Annotated in this window: 16 protein-coding genes; 7 read left to right on the top strand and 9 right to left on the bottom strand. The window is 40.2% G+C overall.

What is annotated here, in order from left to right; genetic code table 11:
- Positions 1-136: 136 nt before the first annotated feature.
- On the top strand, positions 137-1,174 hold the full coding sequence (locus tag KZP23_RS06495; protein WP_226335286.1) for an ABC transporter ATP-binding protein: 1,038 nt from the start codon (positions 137-139) through the stop codon (positions 1,172-1,174).
- Between the two features lie 111 nt (positions 1,175-1,285).
- Positions 1,286-2,605: a Gfo/Idh/MocA family protein gene (locus tag KZP23_RS06500; protein WP_226335287.1), complete on the top strand. Its 1,320-nt coding sequence runs from the start codon at positions 1,286-1,288 to the stop codon at positions 2,603-2,605.
- A 111-nt stretch (positions 2,606-2,716) separates the two neighbouring features.
- Here the strand turns inward: KZP23_RS06500 and KZP23_RS06505 are convergent, their stop codons facing one another.
- On the bottom strand, positions 2,717-3,190 hold the full coding sequence (locus KZP23_RS06505) for a YcxB family protein (protein WP_226335288.1): 474 nt from the start codon (positions 3,188-3,190) through the stop codon (positions 2,717-2,719).
- A 367-nt stretch (positions 3,191-3,557) separates the two neighbouring features.
- Here KZP23_RS06505 and KZP23_RS06510 point away from each other — a divergent pair, with 367 nt between their 5' ends.
- Positions 3,558-3,788: a hypothetical protein gene (locus tag KZP23_RS06510; protein ID WP_226335289.1), complete on the top strand. Its 231-nt coding sequence runs from the start codon at positions 3,558-3,560 to the stop codon at positions 3,786-3,788.
- Here KZP23_RS06510 and KZP23_RS06515 read toward each other — a convergent pair.
- Both KZP23_RS06515 and KZP23_RS06520 read right to left on the bottom strand, forming a co-directional pair.
- A complete protein-coding gene (locus tag KZP23_RS06515) occupies positions 3,785-4,201 on the bottom strand; it encodes a Fur family transcriptional regulator (protein ID WP_226335290.1) in 417 nt (138 codons plus the stop codon). The genes KZP23_RS06510 and KZP23_RS06515 overlap by 4 nt on opposite strands.
- Before the next feature lie 165 nt (positions 4,202-4,366).
- Positions 4,367-6,859 carry a zinc-dependent metalloprotease gene (locus tag KZP23_RS06520; protein ID WP_226335291.1) on the bottom strand — a complete coding sequence of 831 codons (2,493 nt, stop codon included), beginning with the start codon at positions 6,857-6,859 and terminating at the stop codon, positions 4,367-4,369.
- A gap of 498 nt (positions 6,860-7,357) precedes the next feature.
- Between KZP23_RS06520 and KZP23_RS06525 the strand changes: the two genes are divergently transcribed.
- The 3 genes from KZP23_RS06525 to KZP23_RS06535 all read left to right on the top strand — a co-directional run bounded on the left by KZP23_RS06525 (position 7,358) and on the right by KZP23_RS06535 (position 9,158).
- The gene (locus KZP23_RS06525; protein WP_226335292.1) at positions 7,358-8,110 is read left to right on the top strand and encodes a hypothetical protein; all 753 of its coding nucleotides are present in this window, start codon (positions 7,358-7,360) and stop codon (positions 8,108-8,110) included.
- A gap of 77 nt (positions 8,111-8,187) precedes the next feature.
- Entirely contained in the window at positions 8,188-8,631 is a 444-nt protein-coding gene (gene msrB / locus KZP23_RS06530; protein ID WP_226336495.1) for a peptide-methionine (R)-S-oxide reductase MsrB, read from the top strand.
- A 32-nt stretch (positions 8,632-8,663) separates the two neighbouring features.
- Positions 8,664-9,158, top strand: a complete 495-nt coding sequence (locus tag KZP23_RS06535) for a peptide-methionine (S)-S-oxide reductase (protein ID WP_226335293.1) — start codon at positions 8,664-8,666, stop codon at positions 9,156-9,158.
- Positions 9,159-9,190: 32 nt separating this feature from the next.
- Here the strand turns inward: KZP23_RS06535 and KZP23_RS06540 are convergent, their stop codons facing one another.
- The 3 genes from KZP23_RS06540 to KZP23_RS06550 all read right to left on the bottom strand — a co-directional run bounded on the left by KZP23_RS06540 (position 9,191) and on the right by KZP23_RS06550 (position 13,211).
- The gene (locus KZP23_RS06540) at positions 9,191-9,823 is read right to left on the bottom strand and encodes a TetR/AcrR family transcriptional regulator (protein ID WP_226335294.1); all 633 of its coding nucleotides are present in this window, start codon (positions 9,821-9,823) and stop codon (positions 9,191-9,193) included.
- 195 nt (positions 9,824-10,018) lie between these two features.
- A complete protein-coding gene (locus tag KZP23_RS06545) occupies positions 10,019-11,332 on the bottom strand; it encodes a sulfatase-like hydrolase/transferase (protein ID WP_226335295.1) in 1,314 nt (437 codons plus the stop codon).
- A gap of 394 nt (positions 11,333-11,726) precedes the next feature.
- A complete protein-coding gene (locus KZP23_RS06550; protein ID WP_226335296.1) occupies positions 11,727-13,211 on the bottom strand; it encodes a sulfatase family protein in 1,485 nt (494 codons plus the stop codon).
- Between the two features lie 375 nt (positions 13,212-13,586).
- Here KZP23_RS06550 and KZP23_RS06555 point away from each other — a divergent pair, with 375 nt between their 5' ends.
- Complete coding sequence (locus KZP23_RS06555) at positions 13,587-13,736, top strand: hypothetical protein (protein WP_226335297.1); 150 nt, start codon at positions 13,587-13,589, stop codon at positions 13,734-13,736.
- 136 nt (positions 13,737-13,872) lie between these two features.
- On the opposite strand, the gene KZP23_RS06560 is transcribed toward KZP23_RS06555, so the two are convergent.
- Genes KZP23_RS06560 through KZP23_RS06570 form a run of 3 tightly spaced genes read right to left on the bottom strand, consistent with a single transcriptional unit; the run spans position 13,873 to position 15,761 of the window.
- Entirely contained in the window at positions 13,873-14,700 is an 828-nt protein-coding gene (locus tag KZP23_RS06560; protein ID WP_226335298.1) for a TPM domain-containing protein, read from the bottom strand.
- Positions 14,681-15,115 carry a TPM domain-containing protein gene (locus KZP23_RS06565; RefSeq protein ID WP_226335299.1) on the bottom strand — a complete coding sequence of 145 codons (435 nt, stop codon included), beginning with the start codon at positions 15,113-15,115 and terminating at the stop codon, positions 14,681-14,683. Before KZP23_RS06565 ends, KZP23_RS06560 begins: the two co-directional genes overlap by 20 nt.
- A gap of 55 nt (positions 15,116-15,170) precedes the next feature.
- A complete protein-coding gene (locus tag KZP23_RS06570) occupies positions 15,171-15,761 on the bottom strand; it encodes a LemA family protein (RefSeq protein WP_226335300.1) in 591 nt (196 codons plus the stop codon).
- Between the last annotated feature and the right edge of the window lie 13 nt (positions 15,762-15,774).

A 15,774-nucleotide genomic window follows, 5' to 3' on the forward strand; every position in this document is an offset into this window, starting at 1 on the left:
TTTTAAAGGTCAGAATAGCACCAATATTTAGTTTCAAATGTATTTATACCGAAATTTTCCTTTTAAATTTACTGGAATAGCTGAAAAATTAGTGTTTTCATTATTTATCCCCCAAATTTTGAAGTATAAGTAAAGTATGAATTTACTCTCCCTTCACGACATTAGTAAAAAATATCCCCAATCCAAAGGAAACTCCTTGCAGCATATCAGCTTTGATGTGAAAGAAGGGGAGATCATGGCCATTGTTGGAGAGAATGGCTCAGGGAAAACTACGTTATTGAAACTAATCGCTGGCTTGGAGCATCCTGATAAGGGAAAGATTACTTATGCGGGGCAAACTATTGTAAACGGAAAGATGGCTACTCCTGCCAATCAGCGTGGAGTGGGGGTGATCTTTGAGGATTACGCTTTGTTTCCCCAGATGACACTTTTAGAAAATGTGCGTTGTGCTCTTCACCAGCAGGAAAAAAACGCCCGCACTATTGCTAGGGATAGTTTGGCATTGGTGGGTTTGGAGGATAGTTTTGCTTTGTACCCCCATCAGCTTTCCTCTGGTCAGAGACAAAGGGCAGCGTTGGCCAGGGCCTTGGCTTCCAAGCCAAAACTGCTGCTATTGGATGATCCTTTCAGGAGTTTGGATACACGATTTAAAAACGAAATCAGCGAAGACTTGATTGATATCGTGAAAGGAAGTGGGGTTACAGCAATTTTGGCCAGTCATCATGCGAAGGACGCCCTTTCTGTGGCAGACACCATTGCTATTTTGCACAAGGGCAAGTTACAGCAAGTAGATAGCCCTGTGAATATCTATAAGCATCCAGCCAATGCTTATGTGGCCAATTTTTTCGGAAAAAGGAATGAAATCTTGGCGACTCCCACGGAGGAAGGCTTTTATTGTGGTTTTGGTTTTATAGCTGATGAGCAATCCAAGAATTTTACCGAAACGGTAAAGATACTTTTTAGGTCTGAGGATGCGAAAATCAAGAAAAATACAGAGCAGCCATTGAGTGGTGAGGTCGCAAGGACCTTATATTATGGAGATCATCAAATAGTCCGTTTGGTGGATGATGAGGGGAAACAGATCAGTATAAAGACGGCCCCAAGGAGGAATTTTGAAAAGAAGGACAGGCTGTTTTTCACTATCGACAAGTACGAGATAGAAGAAGCTTTTTAAAACTGATATTAGTGAAATATTGGGAGCATTAGCTTTGGCTTGGTTTGTTAAATCGGCCGTGTCACTGTATTTTCAGGAAACAGTATTATGTTAACAAGACTCAAATCCATTATGTCAAAGAATGATTCCGCACATTTTTCAAGAAGAAAGTTCATGGGGGCTTCCCTGCTAAGTGCTGCAGGCCTTTCCATTATTCCACAACTGAACTATGCAAAACCAGTTGCCAAGCTGAATGAACTAAGAGTAAGTAGTAAGGTTCGCTTAGGATTTATTGGTTTGGGGAGACAATCCTATGGGATTTTAAAAGGGATGATCAATATACCCCAAGTGGAGGTAATTGCAGGCTGTGATGTGTACGGTGTAAAAAGAGAACGCTTTCAACATGAAGTGGGGAAGCATTATAGCAAAAGTCCAGAGGACATACCTGTATATGAAAAATACCAGGATCTTTTGGCGCGTGAGGATATTGATGCGGTGGTGATTGCTACTCCGGATTTTTGGCATGCGATGATAGCCATTGATGCCTGTCATGCCAAGAAGGATGTGTATTTGGAGAAACCGCTGACCTTTACTATTAAGGAAGGGCAGGCTTTGGTTAAGGCGGTTCGGGATAATGCCATCGTACTGGCTGTGGGTAGCCAGCAGCGTTCGGAAACTAATTTCCAATATGCCGTGAAAATGGTGCAAAAAGGACAAATAGGAAAAATTAAGCATATCAAAGTCAATGTAGGCCAACCGGAATCTCCCAAGCCTTATGATCTGCCGGAAGAAAGTATTCCATCTGATTTAAACTGGAAGCTGTGGATGGGGCCTCTTAAGGCTATACATTATAACGCTGAACTCAATCCGCCCATCACCGTTAATCCACCTCAGAATGAACAAATTTGGGGAGCTTGGAGATGGTATGAAGAGACTGGGGGAGGCTTGATGACCGATTGGGGAGCACATATGTTTGATATAGCCCAATGGGGGATCGCTATGGATAAGAATGGACCTGTTGAGATCCTACCCCAAAAGGATGGTAGACCCTTGACTTTCAAGTATGCCAATGGAATAGTGATGACGGCAGAGCCATTTGATGGGAATGCCCGGGGAGTAAAGTTTTTTGGAGAAAAGGGCTGGATACAGGTTGGCAGGGGCCAATTTAAATCTTCAGACCCAAGTTTACAGGTGCCGGATGAAGAGCAGAATATTTCTGAAGGACCGGCTCACTATGTGGATTTTATCCAAAGTGTAATTAGAAGAAAGGACCCTATTGCTAATGTAGAAATAGGTCATAGCACCTGTACAGTTTGTTCTTTGGGGAATATTGCCAATAAACTGGGAAGAACGCTTCATTGGGATCCAAAGGAGCAGGATTTCCACTATGATGTGGAGGCTTCAAGGATGCTGCATTACGATTATGAAAATGGCTATGAGTTGAAGTCCTGATGGGATAGAAAAGAATAAAATCAAGGTGGTTTTTCCAAGATTATAGTCTGGGAAGATCACCTTTTTATTTGCTTACAAAAGCAAAAGGACCAGCTTGGCCGGTCCTTAATATTAATTGATATATCCTTTTCTCTTTAGAATGGTCTCCACAAACTTTCTTTCGTTTTCAGTGTTGAAGATTTTGAAAGGGAGATGTATAAATTGGGCCTTGGACATGACAAGTACAAAAGCGTCCTTGGTGATTTCTGCTTTTTTGATCATTGACCAGTTGATAGGCATTCCCTGTTTGGTGTTGATCTTCATCATAATTTGGCGACTGTCGATTTCGTAGGCTAGCTTTTCAAACATCACCTTGTTCTGTTCCATCTGACTTACCCCGGCAAATTGGATCACCCAGAAAAGGATATAAAGCAAATAAGCCACGATGGCCATGCTGATCCACCACCAAGAAGGAATCCAGAAATATCCACAAGCAATAGCTACTGCGATCAATATGACCCACCATTGATCTTTCAAGACATTTACTAAACCCATTTTTAAATAGGTACCTGTTTCTAGCTTGTATTTTTTAGTTTTTACAATCATGGCAATAGTTTTACGAACGGCAAATATCCGATGATATGAGGTATTTAACAAGTAGATTGGAAAATAGCAGGGATTTTTTTCATAGGGGCCTTAAAAAACGGCTGTTGAATAAAGGAATGACGGTATCAAGTGAGGAATTGGTTTTTCTGGTCCTTTACCTTGAAAATAAGCTGGGCTTTGCTTGATGTATTTCAAGTCTAAATGGTCTATTCATAATCTGTGGAAAATGCTTCTTAATGATTTATAGTGCACTGGCCTTGTTAATTATTAAGGACAAAAGAAATCTATATGAATAGTAAAATGATGTGTATCAGCTTATTGACTTATAGCGATATTTCTTGTAAATTATCCTAAACATCTAATTGTTATGAGCAGTCTGACCATAGATATGATTTTATGTGGAATAGCCTATGTGCTGCTCGTGTATTTTATTGTGACCATGTCTCGGCCACCTTTTGGAAAAGGCAGAAATAGAGGGGATGATGGTGATGGGGGAGTAGAGGATAATTCTCCTCCGAAGATTGATTTGCCTCCGGGTGTAATATGGCCTTCTGATGCTCCCAAGACCAAGAAACCTGGCCCACCTGTAGAAGTTTAGCTACATTTGTTGCAAGTGCCGTGCACCAAAAGACTTTTTTCCTTTACGACAAAGCCTTCAGGAAGGGCTATGGCGGGCAGCGCAATTTCTGCAATACACTGAGTTTCTCCACAGACATCACATTTGAAATGCACATGTTCGTGATCATGATGGCTCTCAGAAGTATCATGGTGGCAAAGTGCGTATTTGGTTACACCAGTATCATCTAAGACCTTATGAATGATATCACTCTCCAGGAATGTCTTAAGTGTACGGTATATGGTTACCCGGTCAAAATTTTCTTTTAATGCTTCCTCAAGATCCGAATGAGAAAGGGCAATATCCTTTTTCAAAAAAGCCTTGAGCACATCCCTTCTGCAACTGGTGATGCGAAGTTGGTTATCTTTAAGAATTTCAGCTGATTTTGAAGACATATCTATCATTTAGGTTTTCCTGGATTCCTTGGCTAAAATTACGAGAATTTAATGAATTTACCCTCATGATCTTTGGTTAGCATAAATCCGAGGCCTTTTGTTATCTTGTAAACGAAAAAAGGGAAACATATCGTTCCCCTTGGTAATTTGCTTTTAGATCAGTGATTATTTTGGATCTAAAATGGTATCGATTCTGGCCAATAAATCCTCCAAATGGATTTTGGAAACCTTGTCAGCAGTCCTAGGGATGGCCGCTTTTATTTTTGATTGTAGGGCTTTTAGCTCTGCTCTAACAACTGGTCTAATATCCGATTGCGAGGCGTCGATCTGCTTGCCCCTTCCTGATGAGGCTTCATTATTTAACAGGTATTCAAGCCTTTCGACATGGGCACGCTGAAGGCTTCTTCTATAAATATCGATACTTTTTCCTGAAGAAAGTTCAGTCCATATTCCAGTTCTTAAATCGGCAAAAAGATTCAGCATGTCATAGGCTTCAGCACCATTAAGTGCGGTGTTTTCAATCACCCTTGCCAGCCTGCCCCAGTCCAAGATGCTATTTAGGATATTGGTTTGGGCACTGCGGATCCTGTCTGTATAGCCGAAATCTTCTGTTCGTGCTATGATTTTGTCATCAATCAACCATTTAGGTGTATGGAATAATTGCTCGTTGAGAAATAGGACGGCTGACTTCTGGGTGTTCTTATCCACATGGGTATACACTGCCTTGTCCTGTCCGGCAGAGTGATAAACCTCATACACTCCTCCGACATTAGTGCGGACATGTCCCATATATCTGTTGAACTGGGTAAGTACTTGACCATACATTTCTTCCAAATCTTGGAAGTTTTTGAATGGTTGGTCTTCTTCAGCTGACCAGTCAATTAGGTGAGGCATGATCCTTTTGAGATTTTTAATGCCATATTCAGAAGCTTTCATGGAATTATCTCCCAAATCCTCGTTTTGGGCACTTGGATCATAGGAGTTTCCTTGTCGTCCGTAGCGGTAAAGCGGATCATCATTTTTTGCCAATATCCATTTATCCAAAGTACCTTGTTCATCTTCAGGTGTCTCGGCATCCAAAATAGGTCTGTAACCCCAGGCAACTGCATATTTGTCATATGGGCCGACATTAGGGAATAGGTTAACCCCTTTGTCCTCCGGCTGGGCGATATAGTTAAATCGGGCATAGTCCATGATGGATGGTGCAGTGCCGTATTTTTGGGTGAAGGAAGGACTTCTTAATGAGTCCACAGGGTAGGCGTGGGAAGAAGCAAAGTTATGAGGAAGTCCCAAAGTATGGCCTACTTCATGTGCGGCGACAAAGCGGATCAATCTACCCATTACTTCATCTTTGAATTTTACGCCTCTTGCATCTGGATTCACTGCTGCTGTTTGCACAAAGTACCAGTTTCTTAATAGGTTCATTACATTATGGAACCAGCCGATATCAGATTCAATAATCTCTCCAGATCTTGGATCGGAAACATGAGGGCCATAGGCATTTTGGATATCTGAAGCGAAATAGCGAATTACAGAATAACGGGCATCTTCAGGGCTCCAGTCTGGATCCTCTTCCGGACTTGGGGCATATTTGGCTTGTATGGCATTCTTAAAACCAGCTTCTTCAAAGGCCACATTCCAGTCTTCTACACCTTTTTTGATAAATGGAGCCCACTTTTCAGGAGTTGCAGGATCAATATAGTATACGATTGGTTTTTTGGGTTCAACCAATTCTCCCGCTTTGAATTTTTCTATGTCTTCATCCTTTATTTCCAGCCTCCAGCGGTCCAAATAAGTTCTTTTTGCTGCCTTTTGGGCATCTAATCCATAATCTTGCACGGTAGTAGTGAACCAGCCTACCCTTTGGTCATGGAGTCTTTGCTTCATAGGCTCTTTGGGAAGGAGCACCATGGAAGAATTCATTTCCACGGTAATAGAGCCCATGCTGCTGTTGGATGGCGGCTCAGAAGCCTCATAGGTCATTACATAGCGATTCTCTATATTGATAGGATAGGGAGTGATCCTTTCTATATAGGATTTCTCTGTGCTGAGTCTGGAAACTTTATAGGCTTTTCTTCTGTAGTCTGGGAGGCCTATGGTTTTGATATCTTTAGAATAGAGGTCTGTTACCTCAATGACTACGCTGCTGCTGTCCTTACCCATGGCCTCGATATCAAATTTGTATATGATAGGTTCAAGGTTAGAATTTTTGACTGCATGATAGATGGGAAGGGAGTCTGCTGCGGTATTATTGTAAGATACTTTTTTGAGTAAAATATCATTACCGTTTCTATCCCAACGTACCACTTGGGTATTGGCACGTTCGCCTCCATATCCCATTCCGTCTGCGGTTTTGGCAATGGTCGTGACCACCAGCATTTCTCGGCCCATCAGGCTATCGGGAATCTCATAATAATACTTTTCCTCAATCTGGTGCACTGTAAAAAGCCCTGCTTTGGTCTTGGCTTCTCCGGTAATTACTTTTGAATAGGCTTTGATGCCGTTTTTGTCCTCTTTTGGTTTAGGGGTTTCGGTCTCTTCTTTTTTATCTTTTTTCTTTTTGCGCTGGGCTAGGGCTTCACCACTGTGAAAGGCAGCTCCCCATAAGAGGGAACAGATCAGTAGGCCCCTGATAAAATTGGGGTGAAATTTGTTCATATATGCTTAGCTAATTAAAATTTGTTTATAAATAAACTCAGCTTATTTATAAGAAGGGAGTAAAAATAAAAAAATTATATAAATGGTAGATTTTTAGCTTACGCTGTATATGGGAGCAGGAATATTTTTGATGATAGCATTTTTATGAAGGGTCTGCTAGTTTTCCTGTTTATGGAAATTATAAATTATGTATATCCGCAATTACACCAGTAAAAGTTAAAAGCGAATCGAAATGTTGGTTTTAGTTAAAATATCAACTGCTTCGGTCTTCAGTCTTCAAACTCCCGACCACTTAAGCAAAGGATTTAAGGTTACTGGCATCATTGCGGATAATCAGATTATAAATTCGATAAAACCAGGATCCTCAAAAAAGAATGTCTAATGGTATTTGTGCTCATTACTAAAATTTCAACAGTTCCTCCCAAAAAAATACGTATATTATAGGAAGCGCTATATTGATTTTCAGAGGTTTAGCATTAACGTTTTAGTCCAAAGCTTATGAAACATCTTTATTTACTCCTCCTTCTATTGACCTATTCTTTTGGTTGTACGACGGAACACAAGGAAATTGAGCAGTTTTCAAAAGAGATAGGGCGGGAAAAGATGGCTGCCTTGAACCAACTTGTTGCTTCATATGAGCATTTTTTGTTCACAAAATACCCTGATCCGGTTAAGGTCTCTGACAAGACCTTCCTCTTTTTGGAGGATGTAAAGGATAATAATTCCCTAAACATTAGAGAGCTTCCCAATTCCCAGGCCATACTTGAGCTGATGGAAGCTAGTGGCCTCCGAAAGGACATATACATTTATAATTGTGAAAAATCTACCTATCCTGCTTATCCTGTTGATCAATTAATTCCCATAACATATCCAGAAAATTCATTGGACTTGAGTATGAAGGAAACTTATTTTTCTGAAGAGAGGCGATTTCTAATTAGTTCTACTGGGCAAAATGAAACCTCATCCAGAAGTGATTCTATCTTATCATTCAATAAAAAGGGATTATTCATGTATGCGCTGGCAAAAGCAAAGCATAAGGATCCGAGCTTTATGACTTATGTGGAGGTCAAATATACCTATGGGGATATACATCCTTCACTTTTTGCCCAGAAGCACTTAGAGCAACTTGCAGGTGAAGAACTGAGTTGGTTTCAGCGGTTGCCGTTGGTCATTGATATATATTACAAGCTGATGTTAACGAAAAGCCAAGATGAAGACTATTATTTATCCTTCAGGAAATCCAAGGACTAAATATTCCGTAGAATATTAGCTGAACATATTTAAAAAACATTGTAGGACATATTTCTATATAATCTCTAAATTTGAATATGCTTAAATGGTCAGATATAATTCGATTTGCCACGCAAGGTAATCCAATCCCAACTAAAAGGGTAGAAAAAACAGCTCAAGAATGGAAAGCATACTTAACAGGGGAGGAGTTCCAAATCACCCGTTTAAAAGGAACTGAAAGGGCATACAGCTCTGAACTCTGTAGCAAGTTTGAACCGGGAAAATATGCTTGTGTTTGTTGTGAAAGTTTGCTGTTCGATGCTGAAGAAAAATTCGAAAGCGGATCTGGATGGCCTTCATTTACCCAGCCTTTGGAGGAAAATGCCGTTGCTTATCATAAGGATGAAAGCTTCGGAATGGTAAGGGTAGAAATCACTTGCAATACCTGTGATGCCCACTTGGGACATGTTTTTCCTGATGGCCCAGAACCTAGCGGTCTCCGCTATTGTGTAAATGCAGTTTCACTGAAAAAGGTAGAGTGAACCACATCGCTATTGACAAAATGAAGTAGGTCATGCTTTTGAAAATTGGTTTTGGGGGAGGCTGCCACTGGTGTACGGAAGCCGTATTCCAATCCCTAATGGGAGTGGAACAAGTTGATCAAGGCTGGATTTCCAGTCATCCTCCTTTCAATGGTTTTTCGGAGGCTGTCATCGTCCATTTCGATCCCAAACAAATATCCCTCCATGATTTGATCGAAATTCATTTGCATACACATTCATCCACATCAAACCATTCTCAAAGAAGTAAATACCGTTCGGCTGTATATTGCCTTTTGCCTGAGCAAAGGGAAAAAGCCTTAGGGTCTATTGATTTGCTTCAAAGGGATTTTGATTCTGAAATCATTACCCAAGTTTTGGAATACAATGAATTCAGGAAAAACAGAGATTCATACTGTAATTATTATTTGAATAGAAAAGATGCACCATTTTGCAGGCAGTATATTCATCCAAAACTGGAATTGCTCAGAGAAAAATATGGTAAATTACAAAAGAGAGGCTTTTCATAGAGAAGCCTCTCTCATTGGTTCAAGTTTTAAGGTTATTTGCTTGTTATTAAGTCTTTATAGGTGACTTTTCCCTCCTTGGTCATATAAGGTTCCATCAGTTCCCAAATGTGAAGTGACATTTCTCCAGCTTCATTAAAAGCGTAGTTTGAGAGCACTTCTTTTTGAGAAAGCCAAAAGGTAATAAGAATTCGGATGGTATGCTGAAGCCTCAAATAGGTGGAGTCCATCCTATCTTCCATCAGGCCTTCTTTTACAAAGCGGCCAAAGTAATCTCTGATTTGACTTTTTCTCAGTTCCAAGGTTTCTTGAAGTACCTTGCTGACTTTTGGATTGGCTCGGGAGATTTCTAATATATCTAAGTTAAAGAAGGAATAATAGGTCTGAAATTTTTCCAAATGCTGCAATAGCAAATGAAACTGTTCAAATGCGTTTTTACCTTCCTCCTTTGCAGAATAGGATGGTCCCATTTCTTTCCTCATATGATCGTAAATCGCCAATAAAAGGGCTTCGCGATTATTGAAATGGTAGTCCAAATTTCCATGACTGATGCCAAGCTCAGCGGCAATATGTCTGCTGGTGACATTTTGTGCCCCATTCTCATTGTACAGCTTTATAGCAGCATTGATAATCTTATTCTTTGTTGAAATTTTCTTTTTTTTCTCCATAAATAAAGGAATAAAAACATCCTTCCCAATACGCTATTTTCAATACAACTGGAAAGGTCAATAATTGATTTGAGAACAAATAAAAAAATATATCCTTCAAAACCTCAATTTAAAACAGGTTTTTTTGCCATCTAATGTCAGCCTTAATTATTAAATGGATTTCATGAAATAAGCTTATGGTTATAATATCATATTCTAAATGCCTTTTGATTGTTTATTCATCTCTTTCATTATTGTCCTAAACTCGGTAATTTTCTTCCTTTCATTGCCTGTTAATTGACCTGATTCTAAAGGATGCATTTCCATGGGATCTGTATCAATTTTGTAGATACTTCCATTTTCATATAATTTCAGGGATTTGTCATGGATAAAACGTTTATGTTCAAATCCACCCCAATTAGGTGCATAATGGCAAAAAACCCAATCGCGCTTTGCTGATCTTTTTCCCAAAAGCTGAGGATAAAAGCTAATCCCATCGCTAAACACCCTCTGATCTTTAGGGAGCTGGGCCACTTCTAATAGTGTAGGCAAAAAATCCGTAAAATCAATCAAATTATTGTTCACGGAACCTGCTTTTATTTTTCCTTTCCACGTAGCGATCATAGGCACATGGGTTCCCGCTGTAGTGGTGTTTCCCTTATCACCTTTTATGGAATTTCCGTTTTGTAAAGAAACCACATCTTGATCGGTTCCATTGTCCCCAATAAAAATGATCAATGTGTTATCTGCATTTCCACTTGTGTGGACAGTATCAAAAATCTTTCCTAAGAGCTTATCCATATAGCCCACCATCTCGCCAAAATATTTTGGATCGTTGGTTTTACTCTTTGCCTCAAAGGACGAAAAATGCTCGTTATCAGGAGTAGGCACAAATGGATCATGGCTAAGTGCCATGGGAAAGTAAACAAAGAATGGCTTGTCCCTCTCCTTTTCAATGAAATCCACGATGTGATCCACAAAAATATCAGGACCAAACTTCCCCTCATATATTTTATCGCCAGAAGGTGTACTTAATAGAGGATCCTTATAACGGCTTCCCAACTGCTTTACTTGCCATAAACAATAATTGTCTAAGCCTGCATCACTTGGTAAGGAACCGTCTCGGTCTCCGGCTAATTCGCGTTGATGCTTATTCCCGAATAATTGCCATTTTCCTGCAATAAAATTATCATAGCCGGCTTCTTTTAAATAATGACCAAAAGTTCTCTCCTTCAGATCCAATAATCCAAAGCCGATATAATTTCTAGAATTATACTGGCCTGTCATCAGCTGTACTCGACTAGGAGTACATAGTGGAGTTGAATAACATTGGGTAAAATTCATTCCTTCTTTTGCTAGCTGATTAAGGTGGGGTGTTTTGTAACTTTCGCTACCATTTACCCCCAAGGTCTCAAAGCCCAGATCATCAGCCATGATCAAAATTATGTTTGGTCTTTCTTTAGCCTCTTCTTGGTAAGCAATCGCTGGAAGGCTTAGACCAAGGAACATTAAAATTAGGAGATTCCTCATTTTCTAAAATATATATAATGCAAGAGGGAGACCTTTAGCCTCCCTCTTATAAAATTTAATTCCAATTTGGGTTTTGTTCCAGATTGGGGTTTAAAGTAAGCTCGTCCCGAGGAATGGATAACAAATAATCCTGATTTATTACCATTTCTCAACTCCTCCCCACACATTGATGGAGTCTACATTTGCCGACTTTATCTGTATATCGTAGGGAGACATTAGAAGAAAACGAAAGTTATAGTAATAATTAGTAGTAAGATTTTATTCAATCTAGTGAATATTTTCTTACGATTTAAACACTTTTGTTAATTTTTAAGTTTATTAAGTCTTTATTATACAAAATCTTCTATCATCTCCTTCCGATTTATGATTGATAAAAGTCAATATTCCACTTTGGTTAATTTACCTCAGCATCCTTAATCCGTTCCAACATCTTGGAAAGTTCCTTCACCTTGGCTGGCTGCTTAGCATATAGGTTGTTTTGCTCTGCCGGGTCTTCCTTGAGATTATATAATTGCCCGTCAGTTTCAATTCCAAACCCATCACGATTCAAGCCATCACTAAAACCTCCTGATTTTTGAGATAAAATCAATTTCCAATCTCCTTTACGGATAGCAAAAACTCCTTGGTGTGAATGATGCACTAAGTAGTCCCTTGCATCAGCACTGGCATCTTTTAAACTTGACATCATACTTTGTCCATCTGGAGATACTTCCGCCTCCTTGGGGATTCCCAAAATATCCCTCACAGTAGCCATAATATCAAGTGATGAAATCAAGCCATCCGTCTTGCTTCCTGCCTCTATCTGATTTGGCCACTTGACAATAAAAGGAACCCGATGTCCTCCTTCCCAAGCATCCCCCTTGAATCCTCGAAGGTTTCCATTGGCCTTATGACCATAGTCTTGAATAACAGATGATACTGGCCCACTATGATTAGCGCCATTCCTAGCTGGAGAGCCATTATCACTTGTAAAAATCACTATGGTATTTTCTTCCAAACCTTTACGTTTCAAAGCCTCCATAACCTGCCCAACTGTCCAATCAACTTGCTGGACATAATCCCCATATGCACCTGCATCACTGCTTCCCTTAAACTCTGCCGCTGGAGCAATAGGTGTATGGGGTGCGGTAAGGGCAAAATATAAAAAGAAAGGCTTTTCCTCATTGACTTTATTTTCAATATAATCCACGGACTTTTGGGTAATAGCTGGCATCACTGCATCCAATGTCCAACCAGGAGCCATTGCTCCTGCTATTCCAAACATTCCTTTTGGCTTTTCTTCATCAGGAAGAGCAGTTACTTTTTCATTTTCTATAAAAACATAGGGAGGAAAATTGGGAACATCATCTCCATAATAATAATCAAAACCAATGGCCCTAGGGCCTCCTAAAATAGGTCTGGAATAATCAACATCTTTCCCTTTTGTATTAATTGCAGGAATGCTATCAGTTGTAGGCCAATTCCAGCCCAAATGCCATTTTCCAATAGCGGCTGTTTGATAGCCCTCATCTTTTAGCATATCAGGCAAGGTTTTCCTATCCTTTTCTATCAATGGTGAATCCCATGGCCATAGTACTCCTTTCTTTAACCTACTGCGCCAGCTATACCTACCGGTCAAAATACCATATCTAGTGGGTGTACATACGGCGGAGGGAGAATGGGCATCCATAAAACGCATTCCCTCATTACACATTTGATCAAGATTTGGGGTATTTACCTTTGCCGCTGCATTATAAGTCTTTATATCACCATAGCCCAGGTCATCTGCCAATATTAGCACAATATTGGGCTTTTGATCCGTTTGGGCAAGATCAGAAGAACAGGAAATGATAGCAATAAATGAGATAAGAAATAATGGGATGTTTGAAAGTAATTTCATAAATGTCCATTCCTTAGGTCATAAGGACTAAACATAGTAAAAATATAATTGTCATCATAATATCAAAGGCAAACATCCTTAGAAAATACAAGCGATAAGGCGAAGTTTCTCTGGGGATTATTAAACCCGAAATATGCATTAGCTTATCTATTACGGGCCGAAAATGCTTTAAAATCAGTCGCTTTGCTGCTGTTTTCGACTCTACCTGGCGGTAGACAGGTTCACCATAGCGGTGCTATGCCTCAGTCTCCAAACAGTCTGATTTTCTTGCATTTTCAGCCCTCACTACGATTGCTAATACATAATCCGGGTTAAAATAGCGCTTATCATCGCACTTTGGATGACCATCCTTTGATATAGCACGTATAAAACAATATGAAAAAAAGTAAAAAGAAGTACAATATACCTGAGGTTCCGTTAGAAGAAAGGGATTATACAGAAGGCTTTGGAGGAATTCCTGAAGATATTAAGCTAACAAAGAATTTGGGTTGTGGGTCAAACAGCAAATCCAAAAAGGATGACTGATTCTTCATTCTATTTGATAAGCTGCCATCTGCAAATGGGAGCTTTTAGTTATTAATGCAGCTTTTAAAGAACAAATAAAAGGGAGTTCCAGAATTTAGTCTAGAACTCCCATCTGTGTCTCTTGCTTTCGCTTTTCTTACCAGCTTCCTCCGGCGCCTCCACCTCCAAAACTTCCACCGCCAAATCCTCCGAAGCCTCCGCCACCGCCAAAGCTGCCACCACCTCCGGAGAAGTCCCCAAATCCTCCACCGCCACGACGGCCTCCGCCAAGAAGGTTCATTAACATCAGGGAGGTGAACAGGTCCACGCCTCCGCCTCGGCCTCCCATATGGTTGTCATTGTCGTTACGGTTTTTCAATAATGGTAAAATCACAAAGACGACAATAAAGATTAGCAATAAGAAAATGGCTCCTTTGTGGTTGCCTTTTTTCTCAATATCCTCTGCGTCATACTCTCCACTGGCCAGTTTGATAATCATGGAAGTCGCTTGGTCCAATCCCTCATAATAGGCTTCTCTCTTAAATGCGGGAACAATGACATTGTCCACGATTCTCCTGGCCAATGCATCGGGGACAGCCCCTTCCATGCCATATCCTGTCGCTATGAATACTTTTCTATCCTTCATTGCTGCCAAAATCAAGATACCATTGTCCTTTCCTTTTTGTCCGATGCCCCACTGTTCAGCCAGTTGGAAGGAATAATCGCTGATGTCATATTGACCCACTGAGCCTAATAGCACCACTGCCACTTGTGTGGAAGTACTGTCATTATAAGTTACCAGTTTTCGTTCCAGTGCTGATTGTTCGGTGTTGTTAAGGGTATTCGTAAAATCATTGACCAGCTTTGGTGGATTGGGTCTTTCGGGAAAGTCCCCTTGGGCCATTAGCAGGTTGATAAAAAGAAAAAATAGTAAGGTAAATAGCGGTAATCTTTTGGTAAGCATATTATCCAAAGGAAATTTCATCGGAGAGTTCGTTTTTATCTGTGTCAGGATCATAGGGGAAGTGTTCTTTTAAGGCTTTGCCCGACATTTCTATGCCAGTGACCAAGCCTTCTGTGTATTTCCCTTGTTTAAAATATTGGAGCATCTTGGTTTTGATGTTTTCCCAAAAATCCTCAGGAACTAAAGCATTGATCCCGCCATCTCCTAGAATGGCAAATTTATGGTCTTCGACTGCTAGATAAAACAATACACCATTCCTTAGCTTTGTTTTGTGCATCTTGAGCATAGCAAAGACATCTGCGGCCCTATCCAGGACGTCTTCTTTGCAATGGTTTTCTAAATGCACCTGAATTTCCCCACTAGTTTCCAGCTCAGCGGCTTTGATGGCCGCAATGATCTGGTCTTTCTGTGCTTTTGTAAATAGTTTTTCGGCCATGGCCTTGTATTTTGGCTGTCCGGAATAATTTTCCGGACAGCTGAATGAATCAATATTAGAATTCTACACTTGGTGCATTCTCTGCTCCCTCAGAGGCTTCGAAATAGCCTTTTTTCTCAAAACCGTACCAACCAGCAAAAATATTGTTGGGGAAGGTCCTGAGGTTAGAATTATAGGATTGGACGGATTGATTGAAATTCCTTCTGGCTACTGCTATCCTGTTTTCGGTGCCTTCCAGTTGGGCTTGCAAATCCAAGAAGTTTTGATTGGCTTTCAGATCAGGATATCTTTCCACTGCCACCAATAATCTGCTCAAGCTGCCGCTCAATTGATCTTGGGCCTGTTGGAACTGAGCAATTTTTTCAGGCGTCAACTCATCTGCATTGATATTTACCGAGGTGGCCTTTGCCCTGGCTTCAATAACTCCCTGCAAAGTTTCCTTTTCAAAATCTGCATATCCTTTTACCGTATTTACCAAATTAGGAATCAGGTCAGATCTTCTTTGGTATTGTGTTTCCACTTCGGCCCAGGTGCCGTTGATGTTCTCTTCTGTTTGCACAAATTGATTGTAAGTACCTACAGCTTTGGTGTAGACAAAAATACCTACCACTGCAATGATAAGAATTGGAATAATCGCTTTTTTCATAGTTTGTGTTAAA

Source organism: Echinicola marina, from assembly GCF_020463795.1.
Taxonomy (GTDB): Bacteria; Bacteroidota; Bacteroidia; order Cytophagales; family Cyclobacteriaceae; genus Echinicola; species Echinicola marina.

What these genes read in the sequence shown, in the direction of transcription:
- KZP23_RS06495 (WP_226335286.1), top strand. Translation starts at nt 137, where the DNA reads ATGAATTTACTCTCCCTTCACGACATTAGTAAAAAATATCCCCAATCC.
- KZP23_RS06500 (WP_226335287.1), top strand. Translation starts at nt 1,286, where the DNA reads ATGTCAAAGAATGATTCCGCACATTTTTCAAGAAGAAAGTTCATGGGG.
- KZP23_RS06505 (WP_226335288.1), bottom strand. Translation starts at nt 3,190, where the DNA reads ATGATTGTAAAAACTAAAAAATACAAGCTAGAAACAGGTACCTATTTA.
- KZP23_RS06510 (WP_226335289.1), top strand. Translation starts at nt 3,558, where the DNA reads ATGAGCAGTCTGACCATAGATATGATTTTATGTGGAATAGCCTATGTG.
- KZP23_RS06515 (WP_226335290.1), bottom strand. Translation starts at nt 4,201, where the DNA reads ATGTCTTCAAAATCAGCTGAAATTCTTAAAGATAACCAACTTCGCATC.
- KZP23_RS06520 (WP_226335291.1), bottom strand. Translation starts at nt 6,859, where the DNA reads ATGAACAAATTTCACCCCAATTTTATCAGGGGCCTACTGATCTGTTCC.
- KZP23_RS06525 (WP_226335292.1), top strand. Translation starts at nt 7,358, where the DNA reads ATGAAACATCTTTATTTACTCCTCCTTCTATTGACCTATTCTTTTGGT.
- msrB (WP_226336495.1), top strand. Translation starts at nt 8,188, where the DNA reads ATGCTTAAATGGTCAGATATAATTCGATTTGCCACGCAAGGTAATCCA.
- KZP23_RS06535 (WP_226335293.1), top strand. Translation starts at nt 8,664, where the DNA reads ATGCTTTTGAAAATTGGTTTTGGGGGAGGCTGCCACTGGTGTACGGAA.
- KZP23_RS06540 (WP_226335294.1), bottom strand. Translation starts at nt 9,823, where the DNA reads ATGGAGAAAAAAAAGAAAATTTCAACAAAGAATAAGATTATCAATGCT.
- KZP23_RS06545 (WP_226335295.1), bottom strand. Translation starts at nt 11,332, where the DNA reads ATGAGGAATCTCCTAATTTTAATGTTCCTTGGTCTAAGCCTTCCAGCG.
- KZP23_RS06550 (WP_226335296.1), bottom strand. Translation starts at nt 13,211, where the DNA reads ATGAAATTACTTTCAAACATCCCATTATTTCTTATCTCATTTATTGCT.
- KZP23_RS06555 (WP_226335297.1), top strand. Translation starts at nt 13,587, where the DNA reads ATGAAAAAAAGTAAAAAGAAGTACAATATACCTGAGGTTCCGTTAGAA.
- KZP23_RS06560 (WP_226335298.1), bottom strand. Translation starts at nt 14,700, where the DNA reads ATGAAATTTCCTTTGGATAATATGCTTACCAAAAGATTACCGCTATTT.
- KZP23_RS06565 (WP_226335299.1), bottom strand. Translation starts at nt 15,115, where the DNA reads ATGGCCGAAAAACTATTTACAAAAGCACAGAAAGACCAGATCATTGCG.
- KZP23_RS06570 (WP_226335300.1), bottom strand. Translation starts at nt 15,761, where the DNA reads ATGAAAAAAGCGATTATTCCAATTCTTATCATTGCAGTGGTAGGTATT.